This is a genomic window from Cupriavidus sp. GW822-FHT06G04 (assembly GCF_058799075.1).
This window is the reverse complement of sequence record NZ_JBXALD010000005.1, coordinates 221,407-237,857: the sequence shown is the minus strand read 5'-3', so window position 1 is coordinate 237,857 and position 16,451 is coordinate 221,407. Positions and strand designations below refer to the sequence as shown.

Sequence of the window (16,451 nt, the reverse complement as noted above, 5' to 3'; positions counted from 1 at the left end):
CACAAACAGGAGCCTCTTGGATGGCGAGCAATACCGTGGATCGCCTGCTGCCCGGAAAACCGTGGCCGCTTGGCGCGCATTGGGATGGACTGGGCGTCAACTTCGCCGTGTTTTCCGCCAACGCCAGCCGCATCGACCTGTGCCTGTTCGCGGCCAATGGTCGCAAGGAAGTGCAGCGCCTGCAGCTGCCCGAATGCACCGACGAGATCTGGCATGGCTATCTGCCGCACGCGCAGCCGGGCCTGCAATACGGCTTTCGCGCGTTCGGCCCGTACGAGCCCGCGCGCGGCCATCGCTTCAATCCGTACAAGCTGCTGCTGGATCCGTATGCGCGCGCGCTGAGCGGACCGGTGCGCTGGTCCGACGCGCTGTTCGGCTATCGCCTGAACAGCCCGCGCGCCGACCTCACGCCGGACCGCCGCGACAGCGCGCCGACCATGCCCAAAAGCGTGGTGGTCGACGAAAGCTTCAACTGGGGCGACGATCGCCCGCCCGCCCATCCGTGGCCGCAGACCTCGATCTACGAGGTCCACGTGCGCGGCGCATCTATGCTGCGCGACGATCTGCTGCCGCAGGCGCGCGGCACGTTTGCCGCGCTGGCCGATCCGCGCTTCATCGATCATCTGCACAAGCTCGGCGTCACCTCGATCGAACTGCTGCCGATCCATGCATTCCTGCAGGACCGCTTCCTGATCGAGCGCGGCCTGCGCAACTACTGGGGCTACAACACGCTGGCGTTCTTCGCGCCGGAACCGATGTACATGTCCGGCCGCCAGCTCCATGAAGTCAAGATCGCGATCCGCCGCCTGCATGCGGCCGGTATCGAAGTGCTGCTCGACGTGGTCTACAACCACACCTGCGAAGGCAACGAACTCGGGCCCACCATGTCGTGGCGCGGCCTGGACAACGCCAGCTACTACCGGCTGATGCCGGGCGACGAACGGCACTACGTCAACGACACCGGCTGCGGCAATACGCTGAATCTTTCGCATCCGCGCGTGCTGCAGATGGTGATGGATTCGCTGCGCTACTGGGTCGAGGTGTTCCATGTCGATGGTTTCCGCTTCGATCTGGGCAGCACGCTGGGCCGCGAGCCGACCGGCTTCGATCCCAATTGCGGTTTCTTCGATGCGTTGCTGCAGGATCCGGTGCTGTCGCGCGTGAAGCTGATTTCCGAGCCGTGGGATCTGGGCCCCGGCGGCTATCAAGTGGGCAACCATCCGCCCGGCTTTGCCGAATGGAACGACAAGTACCGCGACAACGTGCGCCGCTTCTGGCGCGGCGACGCGGGCCAGCGTGGCGAACTGGCGGCCCGTCTGACCGGCTCCGCGGACCTGTTCGACCGCCGTCATCGCAAGCCGTGGGCCAGCATCAACTTCATCACCGCGCACGACGGCTTCACGCTGGCCGATCTGGTCAGCTACAGCCACAAGCACAACGAGGCCAACAACGAGGACAACCGCGACGGCAACGACGACAATGCCAGCGCCAACTGGAGCCCGGACGGCAGCGTGGAAGGCCCGACCGACGACGAGGCAATCCTGGAAACGCGCAGCCGCGTGGCGCGCGCGATGATGTCGACGTTGCTGCTATCGCAAGGCACGCCGATGATCACCGCCGGCGACGAATGGGGCCGCAGCCAGCAGGGCAACAACAACGCCTACTGCCAGGACAACGAACTGTCGTGGCTCAACTGGAATGACGCGGCCGAGCCGTCCAACGCGCCCATGTTGCGCGTGGTAAGCCGCCTGCTTGAGCTGCGCAGCCAGTTGCCGGTGCTGATCGAAAACCGCTTCGTGCACGGGCGCTCGCAACCGGCGCCGGGCTTGCCCGATATTGCGTGGTTCGGCCCCGATGGCAACGAGCTGAACAGCGACCAATGGGCCAACCCGGAAGAGCGCACGCTGGCTCTGCGCCGCGCCACGCACACGGCGCAGGAAGAGGTCGAAGTCATCCTGCTGTGTCTGAACGCCACCCACGAGGACGTAGTATTCCGCACGCCAGCGCCGGGCGAGGACTGGCGTCTGTTGTTCGATAGCGCTGCGCCCGATTTGGAGGACGATCCGGTGCCGGCCGACGAGGAAGGCCGTCCCGCGTACAAGGTGGCGGCGCACAGCGTGGCGCTGCTGGCGGCGGCCGTGCCCAAGGACGAGGGTCCATCGCAATGACCACCGGCGATCCGCTCCGTCAACTGGCAGCGCGCGCGGGCCTGCAGGTGCACTGGCGCGATGCGTGGAACCGGCCGCAGGCGTTGACCGACGAGGCCCTGCGCGCGGTGCTCACGGCGCTGGAGCTGCCGTGCGGATCTGCCGGCGAATGCGCGGCGTCGCACGCGCGGCTGGCCGCTGACGACGGCGCGCAGCCGCTGCCACCGCTGATCACCGCCGATCAGCATCAGCCCGTGATCGTGCCGTGGGCGCATACCGTGCCGCAGCGGCCCTATCGTCTCGATCTCGAGGACGGCACGATCATCGAGGGCGTGGCGCAGCGCATCAGCGAGAGCGCCATGCAGATCGAGCCGATTGCGCAGTGGGGCTATCACCGTCTGTTGCTGGGCGATGCCGAAACCATCGTGGCGGTGGCGCCGCCGCGATGCTTTGGCGTGGCCGACGCACTAGCCGCTTCGCCGCGCGCGGCGCAGGCGCGCAAACCTTGGGGCGTCTCCGTCCAGCTCTACGGCCTGCGGCGCGGCGCCGATACCGGACTGGGCGACCTGAGCACGCTGGCACTTTGCGCCGAAGCCGCGGCGCGTGCCGGCGCCGATGCGGTGGCGATCAACCCGCTGCACGCGGGCTTCATCGGCCTGCCCGAACGCTACAGTCCGTACTCGCCGTCGAGCCGGATCTTTTTCAATGCGTTGTACGCCGATCCCGCGCGTGTGTTCGGCCAACAGGCCGTGGCCGACGCGATTGCCGCGCTGGGCCTGGGCGACGCGCTGGCACTGGCCGAGCGGCGCGCGGAAATCGACTGGCCGGCGCTGGCGCACGCGCGCCATGCGCTGCTGCGCGCATTGTGGGAGCGGCATGACACGCTGCTCAGCACCACGCAACGTCAGGCATTTGCCGCATTCCGTGCGCGCGGCGGCAATGCGCTGCTGGCCCATGCGTGCTTCGAAGCGATTCAGAACGCGCGCCTTGCCGACGTGCGCGAGCGCGAAGCCGCTGGCGGCCTCTCGCCTGAATCCTTGCAAGAAGCCATCGCCGACGCGGCCGACTGGCGACGCTGGCCAGTGGCATTGCGCTCACCGAACGGCGCGGCCGTTACCGCGTTTGCGACCGAGCATCCCGACGCCATCGGCTTTCACACCTTCGTCCAATGGCTGGCTGCCGACGGGCTCGACGACGCGCAGCAGCGTGCGCGCCGCGCGGGCATGGCGATCGGCGTAATTGCCGATCTGGCCGTCGGCACAGACCCTGGCGGCAGCCATGCATGGACGCGCCAGACCGAAATCATCAACGGCTGCCATGCAGGCGCGCCGCCCGATCTCTATAACCCGCTGGGTCAGGACTGGGGCGTGGCCGTGTTCTCGCCGCGCGGATTGCGTCGCCATGGCTACGCCGCATTCATCGAGATGCTGCGCGCCAATCTGGCCCACGCGGGCGGCTTGCGCATCGACCACGTGCTGGGCCTGGCGCGCATCTGGCTGGTGCCGTCGGGCGCGCCCGCCAGCGCCGGCGCCTATCTGTCATATCCGCTCGACGATCTGCTGCGCCTGGTGGCGATCGAGTCCTGGCGGCACCGCGCGATCATCATCGGCGAAAACCTCGGCACCGTGCCGGAAACGCTGAACGCCGCGCTCGAAGCACGCGGCGTGCTTGGCATCGACGTGCTGTGGTTCGAACGTGCGGCGCGAGATGACGACGCGGCTGGGGCAGAGGAAGCGGCCAAAGAAGCGGCGACGCCGCAATCCGCCGACACAGGCACCAAGGCATCCGATGAAACGTCCGTCGATAAAGACGCCTACGGAGACGCCGATGCGTCCGCGCCGTTCCTGCCGCCGTGGCAATGGCCCGCGCAAGCGGTGGCCACGACCACCACGCACGATCTACCGACCATCGTCGGATGGTGGTCCGGCAACGACATCGCGTGGCGCGCGCGCCTGCGGCAGTTGGGCGCCGATGAAACCGAAGCGTCGGCCATGGCGGCGCGCGCGCGTGAGCGCAGCGCGCTATGGCAGGCGATGCGCGACGCAGGCGTGGCGCATGGCGACGAACCGCCGGCGCAAGCCGCGCCGGTCGATCTCGTGCTGCAGTGGCTCGGGCGCGCCGCGACACCGCTGCGCCTGGCGCCGATGGAAGACCTGCTTGCGCTGCGAGAGCAGCCCAACCTGCCCGGCACGATCGCCGATCACCCCAACTGGCAACGGCGCATCGACGCCGACGTGCGCGACGTGTTCGACCGTCCCGAAGTGCGGCGCCGTATTGCGGCGCTGACCGCCAATGGCGAAGAGGCCAGCGCGAGCGCAACGCATACCGGCAAGCGCAGCGATGGGTAAATCACGCGCGGAGGTCTCCGGCCAGCGCGCGGCACAACGCCTCCACGGTCAGTGGCTTGACCAGATGCGCGTCGAAGCCGGCGGATTCGGTCAGTCGCCGGTCCTCGGGCGTGCCGCGGCCGGTCAGAGCGAACACACGCAGGCCGGGATGCTCGCGGCGCAGCACCGCCAGCACTTCGAAGCCGCTCATGTCCGGCATTTCCAGATCCAGCAGCACCACGTCGGGCGTGAAGTCGCGCAATATCTCCAGCGCGCGCAGGCCGGTGTAAGCCGGCCGCGCGTCGTGTCCCAGCACGATCAGCAACTCGGCCATGCTGTCAGCCGAATCGGCGCTGTCGTCGACGATCAGGATGCGCTGGCCCGTGCATGTGGCCGGGCTGGCGCGCTGCATGCCGGCGCCATCCATTTCGACCTCGGGCAGGATCACCGTGAACGTGCTGCCGCGACCTTCGCCCGCGCTGCTGGCCCGGATCGCGCCGCCATGCGCATCGACCACCGCGCGCGCCAGGGCCAGGCCGATGCCGAGCCCGCTGCGCGCGGTGTCGGCATCGCCCTCCTGCGCGAACAGATGAAAGATGCGCTCGAGCGCCGCGTCGGCAATACCGCGTCCCGTATCGCTGATGGTAGTGATCACCTGGCCATCGTCGGCCCTGACGCGCACCGTCACCGTGCCGCCGCGCGGCGTGTACTTGGTGGCATTGCTGAGCAGGTTCGACATGACCTGTTCCAGCCGGGCCGCGTCGCCGTTGACGAACACCGGCCCGGGCGGCAGCGTGACCGTCAGCGTCTGGCTGGCCGCTTCCAGCGCCGGGCGGATAGCCTCGATCGATGCGGTGACCACGTCGTTGTAAAGGATCGGCACCCGTTGCACCTTCAGCTTGCCGCTGGTGACGCGCCCCACATCCATCAGGTCGTTGACGAGCCGCGTCAGCAACTGCAGCTGGCGGCCGATGATCTCGGCGCAATGGCGAATGCGCGTGTCGCCGCCCGGCGTCAGCCGGATCACGTCGACCGCATTGCGGATCGGCGCCAGCGGGTTGCGCAGCTCGTGGGCCAGGATGGCGAGGAACGCCTGCACGCGATGGCCCGCGCGCTCCAGTTCATCGAGCCGCGCCGTATCGGTGATATCGCGCGCGGTCCACAGGATGCCGGACAGGCTTTCGGCGCTGTCGCGCTGCAGCACCTGCTGGATGCGGCAGCGCACCACTGTGCCGTCCTGACGCTGCAGGCGTTGCTCGCCGCACCAGCTGCCGGTTGCGCGCACGGCTTGCAGCCCGGTCTGTTCGCCATCGGCCGCAGCATCGTTGCCCGGATAGAGGCTCGACAGCGGCTGTCCCACCATCTCGGCCGCGGTATAGCCGAACAGGCGCTCGGCGCCCGGGCTCCAGCTGCGGATCTCGCCTTGTGCGCTCAGTTCGCACACCGCGGTATCGTCGAGCTGCGCCAGCAGTTGAAGTTGGCGCGCCTCTGTCTGCCGCGCATGTTCCTCGGCGGCGTACTGGATGGTGATGTCGCGATAGACCACGGCGAACCCGCTGGGTGCGCCATCGGTATCAGGCAACGCCACCAGCACTGCGCTGGCGTAGAACACGCTGCCGTCGCGACGCACGCGCCAGCCGCGGTCTTCGGCGCGTCCGCTTTGCCGGGCAGCCTCGATCCAGCGCGCAGGCTCGCCGGTGGCGGCGGATTCGACGGAGTGAAAGCGCGACAGGTGGCTGCCCAGCGCTTCTTGTTCGGTGTACAGCAGGGTGCGGCGTGCAGCCTCGGTCCACAGGCAGACATGCCCGTCGAGACTGATCTCGAAGATCGCGGTATCGTCCACGGCATCGAGCAGCGCACGCGCGCGATCCCCTGGCGCGGGCGCGCCATCCGATATCGATTCCCTCCCCGCCCGGCGCACGACTACGCCTGGCGTGCCATCCGTCTGCAGGTCCGGCATGCGGAGTCCCTTTTGTTCGGATTGTTCTATGGAAATATGGCAGCGCTCTGTGACGATTCTTGCGGCAATCGTCGCAGCGTTCCGCGGCGCTTTGCCATACGGCTGCAACGGGTTTTATCGTGGCCCCCATGGCAGCGCCTTTTAATCATAGCTGGCGCTTCGCGATCCGCAGATAGCGCGAATGCAATTCGTACAACGATCGCGCCAAGGGTGCTGGAATCCTTACGTTGCATGCGCGCCGCGCGCGGTCGACCAGCGTCGCACCGCTCGCGCGGCACGCGCCCCACGCAGAGTGGCCGAGGGCGGCGTTGGATGCTTGTCCGGCAGGTTGCGTGCCGGCTGATCCCCTTTTTCCTTGCCGTGATCGGGACTCTGGTCGGGCCGGGGGTCCGGCTTGCGTACGGGGTCGTGCGGAATCTGGTTCGCCATGGTGCGCCTCGCAGCCGTTCACGTGAAAAATGGAATCGTCAGTGCAGCAGCTTTCATACCAGCTTTACCGGCAGTCTGTAACTTGACGCCGGAGGCACGATTTCTAGCATGAAAGATCGCGCCGCGCCCATCGATATCGATTATTTGTCCTTTTCGTGTAGGAGTTACGTGATGACCGATGCATCCCGGCTCTGGCCGGCCCATGCCGATGCAAACCGCAGTACCGCTCAAGAAGTCCGGTCGCAGCATGACCAGGGCGACGACACGAGAACCGCGATGTCCAGCGCCACGATCCGGCGCGCGTTTCTCGATCACGTTTTTTATACGCAGGGAAAGCTTCCCGGTCATGCCAGCGGCAACGATCTCTACCAGGCCCTGGCGCATACCGTGCGCGACCGGCTGGTACAGCGCTGGATCAGCACAGCTGAGACCTATCAGGCACAGCCGTCGCGCACGGTGGCGTATCTTTCCGCCGAATTCCTGATGGGCCCGCATCTGGGCAACAACCTCGTCAACCTCGGTATCGTCGACGAGGTGCGCGGCGCGATGGCGTCGCTCGACCTCGATCTCGACGACATCCTGGCGCAGGAAGAAGAGCCGGGCCTCGGCAATGGCGGCCTGGGGCGTCTGGCGGCGTGCTTCATGGATTCGCTGGCGACGCTCGAAATCCCGGCGCTCGGCTACGGCATCCGCTATGAATACGGCATCTTCCACCAGAACATCATCGACGGCATGCAGGTGGAGACCACCGACACCTGGCTGCGTCACGGCAACCCGTGGGAGATCCAGCGTTCCGAATGGGCCGTACAGGTGCGGCTGGGCGGACGCACCGAGCACTACACCGACGACCGCGGCCGCTATCGCGTGCGATGGGTGCCGGAAAAGACGGTGGTCGGCGTGCCGTTCGATTCGCCGATTCTCGGCTATCGCGTCAACACGGTGAATACGCTGCGCCTGTGGCGCGCCGAAGCCACCGAGGCGTTCGACTTCCACACCTTCAACCGGGGCGACTACCTGGGTGCGGTGAGCCGCAAGATCACCTCGGAAAACCTGACCAAGGTGCTCTACCCCAACGACGAGACCGTGCAGGGCAAGGAACTGCGGCTGGAGCAGCAGTATTTCTTCGTCGCGTGTTCGCTGCAGGACATGCTGCGGCTGCTGGCCACGCACGGCATCCCGGTGACGCGCTTCCATCAGAAGTTCGCCGTGCAGCTCAACGACACGCATCCGGCCGTCGGCATTGCCGAACTGATGCGCCTGCTGGTGGACGATCACGACCTGGCGTGGGACGACGCCTGGCACATCACGCGCAGCGCGTTTTCCTATACCAACCACACGCTGCTGCCCGAGGCGCTGGAGCAGTGGCCGGTGGAACTGTTCCGCCGCATCCTGCCGCGCCATCTGGAAATCATCTGCGAGATCAACGCGCGCTTCCTCGACGAAGTGCGCATCCGCTTCTACGGCGACGCGACGCGGCTGGCGCGGCTGTCACTGATCAACGAGCAGGGCGAGCGCTACGTGCGCATGGCCGGGCTGGCGTGCGTAGGTAGCCACACCATCAACGGCGTGGCCGAGTTGCATTCGCGGCTGATGCGCGAGGACGTGCTGCAGGATTTCCACGCCATGTGGCCCGACAAGTTCACCAGCATCACCAACGGCGTGACGCCGCGACGCTGGCTGGCGCTGTCCAACCCGCGCCTGACGCGGCTGGTCAGTGACGCCATCGGCGACGGCTGGATCAAGGACCTGGACCAACTGCAGGCGCTCGAGCCGTTCGCCGAGGACGCCGCGTTCCGCGAGCAGTGGCAGGCCGTGCGGCTCGACAACAAGCGCGACCTGGCGCGCCTGATCCACGAATGCACCGGCGTGTCGGTGGACCCGACATCGATGTTCGACGTGATGGTCAAGCGCATCCACGAATACAAGCGCCAGCATCTGGCCGTGCTGCACATCATCGCGCTGTACCACCAGATCAAGTCCGATCCGCACGCCGATGTCTTGCCGCGCACCTTCCTGTTTGGCGGAAAAGCGGCGCCGGGCTATCACTACGCCAAGCTGATGATCCGCTTCATCACGTCGGTAGCCGATGTGGTCAACCGCGATCCGCAGGTGCGCGATCGGCTCAAGGTGGTATTTCTGCCCAACTTCAATGTCACCTACGGGCAGAAGATCTATCCGGCGGCCGATCTATCCGAGCAGATTTCGCTGGCTGGCAAGGAGGCGTCAGGCACCGGCAACATGAAGTTCGCGATGAATGGCGCGCTGACCATCGGCACCATGGACGGCGCCAATATCGAACTGCGCGACGCCATCGGCGCGGAGAATTTCTTCCCGTTCGGCCTCAATGCCACCGAGGTTTATGCGCTCAAGGCGGCCGGCTATCACCCGGCCAACTATTACGACAGCAGCCCCGAACTGCGCGCGGTAGTGGATCTGATCCAGCACGGCTTCTTCTCGAAGGGCGACGCCGCGGTGTTTCGTCCGCTGTTCGACGGCCTGTTGCAGCATGATCCGTACATGCTGATGGCGGACTTTGCATCCTATCTGCAGTGCCAGCGCGACGTGTCGGCGGCCTATGCCGATACGCAGCGCTGGCAGCGGATGTCGGTGCTGTCGTCGGCGCGCTCGGGACGGTTTTCGTCCGATCGTGCGATTCGCGAATACGCCGAGCGCGTATGGCATGTGAACGCCGTGCCGGTTTGCCTGCTGCGACGCTCGAGCGGCCAGGTGCAGGGGCCGCATCGCCCCGCCGATCCAGGCGAGCCAGCCAGCGGCGGATTCAGCGAGCGCTGCAAGTAGACGACGCCGGATGCGCGTCCGGGTGCTCGATCCCGGACGCCGATGCGCACAGCTTTTTCGCACGCCCGTTCGCACGCCCCCTCGCACGCCACTGCACCGGTTCTGAAGCTTTGTTCCCTCCCGCGCCACGGCGCGGCGAACATTTACAGAGGTGGCCCATTCGCCGGCGCGGCGCTGCACTTTCTACAACAGCGCCAGCAGCTTATACATCCGAGACCTTGTCGACCGCTCCGCCGCGCGGCGTCCGCCGTTGACGGCACAAGGAAAGCGGACTGCATTTTGCACCGCCGCAAGCTGGCACAAAGTTCGCATTGCTGTACGCCGCGCCGTCACCGACGCCGCAGGCAGCACGTCCCAAATAGAACAGAACAGCAATGAGCGGGAGTCTCACCTTGAACGCAAACACCTTGTTTGTCGCGGCGGAAGCGCAGCCCCTGGCCAAGACCGGCGGATTGGCCGATGTCGTGGGCGGGCTGGCGCAGGCACTGGCGCAGCGCGGCGCCGACGTCACCATCCTGATGCCCGGCTATCCGCGCGCAATTGCCGCGGCGCGCGACGTGCGCAGCCTGGGCACGATCCAACTGCCGATGGCGCTGCCTCCCGGACATAGTCCGGCGCGGCTGCTGTTGGGGCTGATGCCCGATAGCGGCGTGCGCGTGGCTTTTCTCGATTGCCCGTCGCTGTACGACCGGCCTGGCTCGCTTTACGTGGACGCCACCGGCCGCGACTACTGCGACAACGCCCAGCGCTTTGCCGCGCTGGCGCACGCCGCGGCGGCCATTGCCGCTGGCGAGACGCCGTTGCCGGTGCCCAGCCTCGTGCATGCGCATGACTGGCATGCCGCGCTGACGCCGCTGCTGATGCATCTGCGCGGCCTGCGCATTCCCAGCGTCTGCACGATTCACAACCTCGCGTTTCAGGGCGTGTTCCCGATGGAGTGCGCCGAACGTATAGGCTTGCCCGCAAGCTGCCTGACGCCGGACGGCATCGAGTTCTGGGGAAAGATCAATTTCCTGAAGGCCGGCATCCGCTATGCCGACCGGATCACCACGGTCAGCCACACCTATGCGCGCGAAATCCTGACGCCGCATTTCGGGCATGGGCTCGATGGCTTGCTCAACCACCGCGCGGCGGCGTTGGGCGCGATTCCCAATGGCATCGATACCCATGCATGGTCGCCCGCCACCGACCGGCTGCTGCCGCAGCGCTATGACGTGCGCAGCATCGCCAACAAGCGCGTATGCAAGGCAGCGCTGCAGGCACGCCACGGTCTGCCGCTGGACCCCGACCACCCGATCATCGCCATGGGCAGCCGGCTGACGCATCAGAAGATGGCCGACGTGGCGCTGCCGGCGATCGAGCAGGCGCTGGCCACGCATGACGATGTGCAGTTCGTGGTCCTCGGCTGCGGCGACCCGGCGCTGGAAGCGGCATACAGTGCGCTGGCGCAGCGCCATCCCGGACGTGTCGGCGTGACCATCGGCTATCGCGAGGAAGACGCGCATTTGCTGCATGCGGGCGCCGACGCGCTGCTGCACGGCAGCCGCTTCGAGCCGTTCGGCCTGACGCCCGTGTACGCGATGCGCTACGGCACCGTGCCCATCGTGTCGCGTGTAGGCGGCCTGGCGGACACCGTGCGCGATGTGGGCAACGGCACCAGTCCGCTGGCGCGTGCCAACGGCATCGTGTTCGAAGGCGAATCGGTCGAATCGATGGGCGTGGCCATCGCGCGTGCACTAGGCTGGTATGGCCGCCCGCGCCATTGGCGCACCCTGCAACGCAGCGGCATGCAAGGCGACTTCGGCTGGGAATCGCCGGCGCAGCAGTATCTGGCGCTGTATGGCGCACTGTCGCCAGCGCTGGCCGGTCTGCCGGTGGCGCCTGCCCATGCCGAAGCTGAAGCCGAGAGGATCGGGACCGTGCCGGTGCGCCCCACGCCCGCCCGCGCGCGCCGCCCGGTGCTCGTGCCGGACACGGCGGCGTTGTCCGCTGCCGACCCCGGCCCCGCCGCAACGCTCGCCTGAAACTTGCCGGACTCTTGCCCGAGGTAGCGCATCATGATGAGCTCTGTCCCCGCCATGCCGCCGCGCGGCGGTGTGGCGCCTCCCCCGAACTGGCAGACGTTGGGCGCCGACGCGCGCCTGCTGCCATGCGGCGACAAAAGCGCCCAGGCGTATCAGTTCGGCCCGGTCAGGCTCGCCGATGGCCGCGTGCGGTTCCGCCTGTGGGCGCCCGACGCCGCCGCGCAAGGCCAGACCGTGCGACTGGAAGTGGCTGGCATGGCGCCCGTGCCGATGGTCGAAGCGCGCTCCGGATGGTTCGAAGCGGTGGCGCCATGCTGTGACGGGGCGCGCTACTGGTTCCGCCTCGACGACGGCACCATCGTGCCCGATCCTGCGTCCCGCAGACAGGCGGACGGCGTGCACGGCGCCAGCGTGCTCTGCTCGCCGGACAGTCCGGCCAACGACTTCGCATGGCAGCACACCGAATGGCGCGGCCGGCCGTGGCAGGAGGCCGTGATCTATGAAATGCACGTGGGCCTGTATGGCGGCTTCGCCGGCGCCGCCGCGCAATTGCCGCGGCTGGCGACGCTCGGCTTTACGGCCATCGAGCTGATGCCGTTGGCGGAGTTTCCAGGCCAGCGCAATTGGGGCTATGACGGCGTGCTGCCGTTTGCGCCGCAGCACAGCTACGGCAGCCCGAACGATCTGCGCACGCTGATCGACACCGCGCACGGCCTGGGACTGATGGTCCTGCTCGATGTGGTGTACAACCACTTCGGCCCCGAAGGCAATTACCTGCATCGCTACGCGAGCGCCTTCTTTCGCGAGGACCGGCAGACGCCGTGGGGCCCCGCCATCGATTTCCGCCGCGCAGAAGTGCGTCGCTTCTTCGGCGAGAACGCACGCTATTGGCTCGAATCGTTCCGCTTCGACGGCCTGCGTCTGGATGCCGTGCACGCGATCGAAGACGAAGGCTGGCTGCCGCAGCTGGCCGCCACGCTGCGCGAATGCCTGCCCAATCGCCATATCCATCTGGTGCTGGAAAACGACCACAACGACGCGAGCCTGCTGCAGGCCGGATTCGACGCGCAATGGAACGATGACGCCCATCACGCGCTGCATGTGCTGCTGACGGACGAACACGATGGCTACTATCGCGAATACCAGGCGCCGTTGCCGGGCGCCGCGCGCACTCAACAACCCGGCGTGCCGGCGCTGCATCATCTGGCGCGCGTGCTGTCCGAAGGATTCGCGTGGCAGGGCGAGGTCTCACCGCACCGCAGCGGCGACGCCGACGGTCCCATGCAAGGGCGCGAGGTGCGGCGCGGCCAGCGCAGCGCCGGGCTTTCGCCGACAGCCTTCGTGATGTTCCTGCAGAACCACGATCAAACCGGCAACCGCGCCTTCGGTGAACGGCTGGCTGCGCTGGCCGATCCCGATGCGCTGCGCGCCGCCGTGGCGTTGCAGTTGCTGTGCCCGCAGATTCCGCTGGTCTTCATGGGCGAGGAGCACGGCGCTCGCACGCCGTTCCTGTACTTCACCGATCATCCGCCCGAACTGGCGCAAGCGGTGCGCGACGGACGCCGTCGCGAATTCGCCGCGTCGAGCGCCTTCCGCGACGACGCACGCGCGGCGGAGATATCGGACCCGAACGCAATCGAAACCTTCGACGCGTCGCGCCCCGTTTGCGACGACACCGACGGCTATTGCCGCGCGTGGAACCACTACTACGGCGAGCTGCTGTCGATTCGTCGACACGAAATCGTGCCGCGTCTGCGCGATTGCCGCACCGCCGGCGTCACGCCGCTTGCCGACAAGGCACTGGTGGCGCGCTGGCGCATGGGCGACGGCAGCCATCTGGCGATCTGGCTCAATCTGGGCGAAGCGCCGGTGCAGGTGGACTGCGATGGCGGGCAGATGCTGCACGCCAGCCAGGCCGGCGCCATCGCGTCGCTGACTGCGGGCACGCTGCCCGGGTACTGCTGCATCGCCTGTCTGCATCCCGCATCCGATTCGCCCAACACATCGCCATGACGCAATCCGCCGATCTGGACCACGCCGGCGTGCCACGCGCGACGGCGCGGCTGCAACTACACGCGGGATTCACGTTTGCCAACGCCGCCGATCTGGTGCCCTACTACGCCGGCCTTGGCGTCAGCCATCTGTACCTGTCGCCGATCACCACGGCGCGACCGGGATCCACGCACGGCTACGATGTCACCGATTTCACGCGCATCAATCCCGAGCTTGGCGGCGAAGCAGGCTTTCTGGCGCTGGCCGAACGCGCGCGCGCCGCGGGTCTTGGCATCGTGCTCGATATCGTGCCGAACCACATGGCAGCCGACGCGATGCACAACGCATGGTGGCGCGATGTGCTGGCGCGCGGCGCGCAAAGCCCTTACGCGCACTATTTCGACATCGACTGGCAGTGCCCCGACGCAGACCTGCGCGGCAAGGTCGTGCTGCCGATCCTTGGCGAGCCATACTGGAACACCGTGCAATCCGGCGCCTTGACCGTGCAGCGCCATGACGATGGCGCGCCAAGCCTGCGCTATGGCGACCTCGATCTGCCGCTGTGCGAGTCCAGCGTCAGTCAGGATATTTCCGACGACATCGCGCACGAGCCCGAGGCGCTGCACCGGCTGCTCGAACAGCAGCACTACCGGCTGACGTGGTGGCGAGCGGGCGCGGCGACGCTTAACTACCGGCGCTTCTTCGAGATCACGGATCTGGCCGGCGTGCGCGAGGAATGCGAAGACGTGTTCGAAGCGGTGCACGCGCTGGTGTTCCGGCTCTATCGCGAAGGCTGGATCGACGGCGTGCGCATCGACCACGTCGACGGGCTGGCCGATCCGGCAGGCTATTGCCGCCGCGTGCGCGCGCGTCTGGATACGTTGCGCGCCGGGCGGCCCGCGCCGCTGGCACTGATGCATCCGTGGCTGGTGGTCGAGAAAATTCTTGGCGAGAACGAACCGCTGCCGCGCAACTGGCAGACGGACGGCACGACCGGCTACGACTTCATGGACGAAGTCAGCGCCGTGATGCACGACCTGCGCGGCGAAGCACGGCTGAACATGCTGTGGATGGGCATCAGCGGCAGCGACCGCAAGTTCTGCGACGAAGTGCGCGCCGGACGCCATCGCGTGTTGGCGCGCCATCTGGTGGCCGAAGTCGACGCGCTGTGCACGCGCCTGCACGACGCGGCCCGTGCGCAGCCGATCACGCGCGACCTGAGCCGTCACGCGCTACATCGGGCGCTGTCGGCCTTCATGACGGCGATTCCCGTGTACCGCAGCTATTACACCGGGCGTGATGACGTCCGCGCGCTTTCCGGCAATGACGGCGATGCCAGCGCCGGGCGCGATGGCTGCGCCGATGACGAGCGGGACGCCACCGATGACGACAACATGGTCACGTCCGCAGCCAACGCGGCGCGCGCGCATTTGTCGCCCGACGAAGCAGCGGCGCTCGATTTCATCGTGCAGCGCCTGCGCGATGACGCGCCGCTGGACACGCCCGCCGGCGTGCTACGCACCAAGCTTCAGCAACTGATGCCGGCGCTGGCCGCCAAATCGACCGAGGACACGGCGTTCTATCGCTACGGACGCCTGCTGTCGCGCAATGAAGTGGGCAGCGATCCCGGCACGCTGGCCATGGCGCCGGCGCGTTTTCACGATCGCATGGCCGCGCGGCGCAAGGCATTCGCCCACGCCATGCTGGCCGTCGCCACGCACGACCACAAGCGTGGCGAGGATGCGCGCATGCGGCTGGCAGTACTGAGCGAACTGCCCGACGAATGGGCCGACGCCGTGGCGAGCTGGGAAGCGCAACTTGCGCCGCTGCTGATTGCATCGCCAAAAGGCCCCGATGGCGTGGACCGTCTGATGCTGTATCAGACGCTGGTGGGCGCGTGGCCAGCGGATCCTCTCGCACTGCAATCGGAAGAGACGCAGCGTGCGTTTGTCGAGCGGATTCTGGCGTGGCAACGCAAGTCGATTCGCGAAGCCAAGCGGCATGGCAGTTGGACGCATCCGGACGAGGAATACGAAGCCGCGTGCGAAGCCTTTCTGCCGGCGCTGGCCAGCGGCGAGGCCGATAGCGTGCTGGAACGGATCGGGCGCTTTGCCGCGCGGATCGGCCCTGCCGGTGCGCTGAACAGTCTGGCGCAGACGCTGCTCCAGTTGACCGCGCCGGGCGTGCCTGACCGCTATCAGGGCAACGAGACGTGGGATTTCAGTCTCGTTGATCCCGACAATCGGCGTGCCCCGGATTACGCGCGCCTGCAGGCGCATCTTGAATGCCGCGCGGGCTGGGCGCACTGGCTCTCGCACTGGCAGGACGGCCGCATCAAGCAGCAACTGATCCGCAGCGCGCTGAAGCTGCGCCAGGCGCAACCTGACCTGTTCGCGCAGGGCAGCTACACGCCGCTATCGGCAAGCGGAGAGCTGGCGGACAACGTCTTGGCATTTGCGCGGCAATGCGGCAACGTGCAGATGGTGGTGGCAGTCACGCGGCTGGCGGCGCGGCATGTCGATCAGTCCCTGCCGCGCGTGCCACCGCAATGCTGGCGCGACACGGGCCTGCACGTGGGCGACGGCGCGTGGACCGACGCGCTGACTGGCCACAGCCTCACGTCGCATGCGGGGTGGTTGCGCGCCAAGGACATGTTTGCGACGCTGCCGGTGGCACTGCTGATGCGTGAGTCCGAGGTGGGGCGCGGCTGATTTCTGGGGGCTATTTCGGGCGATGACTGCGGCGGCCGATGAGGGGGGCGCCGGGGGCGCTG

The 16,451-nt window shown here is 67.2% G+C and carries 7 protein-coding genes; 6 read left to right on the top strand and 1 reads right to left on the bottom strand.

Annotated elements, in window-relative coordinates:
- Positions 1-20: 20 nt before the first annotated feature.
- Both glgX and malQ read left to right on the top strand, forming a co-directional pair.
- Positions 21-2,168 (top strand): glycogen debranching protein GlgX, encoded by a 2,148-nt coding sequence (glgX, locus tag AC1RKI_RS13920; RefSeq protein ID WP_492795769.1) that lies wholly within the window; start codon positions 21-23, stop codon positions 2,166-2,168.
- Positions 2,165-4,495 (top strand): 4-alpha-glucanotransferase, encoded by a 2,331-nt coding sequence (malQ, locus tag AC1RKI_RS13915; RefSeq protein WP_492795767.1) that lies wholly within the window; start codon positions 2,165-2,167, stop codon positions 4,493-4,495. The genes glgX and malQ overlap by 4 nt, the downstream gene beginning before the upstream one ends.
- A 1-nt stretch (position 4,496) precedes the next feature.
- On the opposite strand, the gene AC1RKI_RS13910 is transcribed toward malQ, so the two are convergent.
- Positions 4,497-6,434: a PAS domain-containing hybrid sensor histidine kinase/response regulator gene (locus AC1RKI_RS13910; protein ID WP_492795765.1), complete on the bottom strand. Its 1,938-nt coding sequence runs from the start codon at positions 6,432-6,434 to the stop codon at positions 4,497-4,499.
- Between the two features lie 705 nt (positions 6,435-7,139).
- Here AC1RKI_RS13910 and AC1RKI_RS13905 point away from each other — a divergent pair.
- The 4 genes from AC1RKI_RS13905 (at position 7,140) to treY (ending at position 16,389) form a co-directional block, all read left to right on the top strand.
- Positions 7,140-9,662, top strand: coding sequence for a glycogen/starch/alpha-glucan phosphorylase (locus AC1RKI_RS13905; protein WP_492795909.1), 2,523 nt, complete (start codon positions 7,140-7,142; stop codon positions 9,660-9,662).
- 392 nt (positions 9,663-10,054) lie between these two features.
- Positions 10,055-11,686 (top strand): glycogen synthase GlgA, encoded by a 1,632-nt coding sequence (gene glgA / locus AC1RKI_RS13900; RefSeq protein ID WP_492795763.1) that lies wholly within the window; start codon positions 10,055-10,057, stop codon positions 11,684-11,686.
- Positions 11,687-11,722: 36 nt separating this feature from the next.
- Positions 11,723-13,699, top strand: coding sequence for a malto-oligosyltrehalose trehalohydrolase (treZ, locus tag AC1RKI_RS13895; protein WP_492795907.1), 1,977 nt, complete (start codon positions 11,723-11,725; stop codon positions 13,697-13,699).
- Complete coding sequence (gene treY, locus AC1RKI_RS13890; RefSeq protein ID WP_492795761.1) at positions 13,696-16,389, top strand: malto-oligosyltrehalose synthase; 2,694 nt, start codon at positions 13,696-13,698, stop codon at positions 16,387-16,389. Before treZ ends, treY begins: the two co-directional genes overlap by 4 nt.
- Positions 16,390-16,451 lie beyond the last annotated feature (62 nt).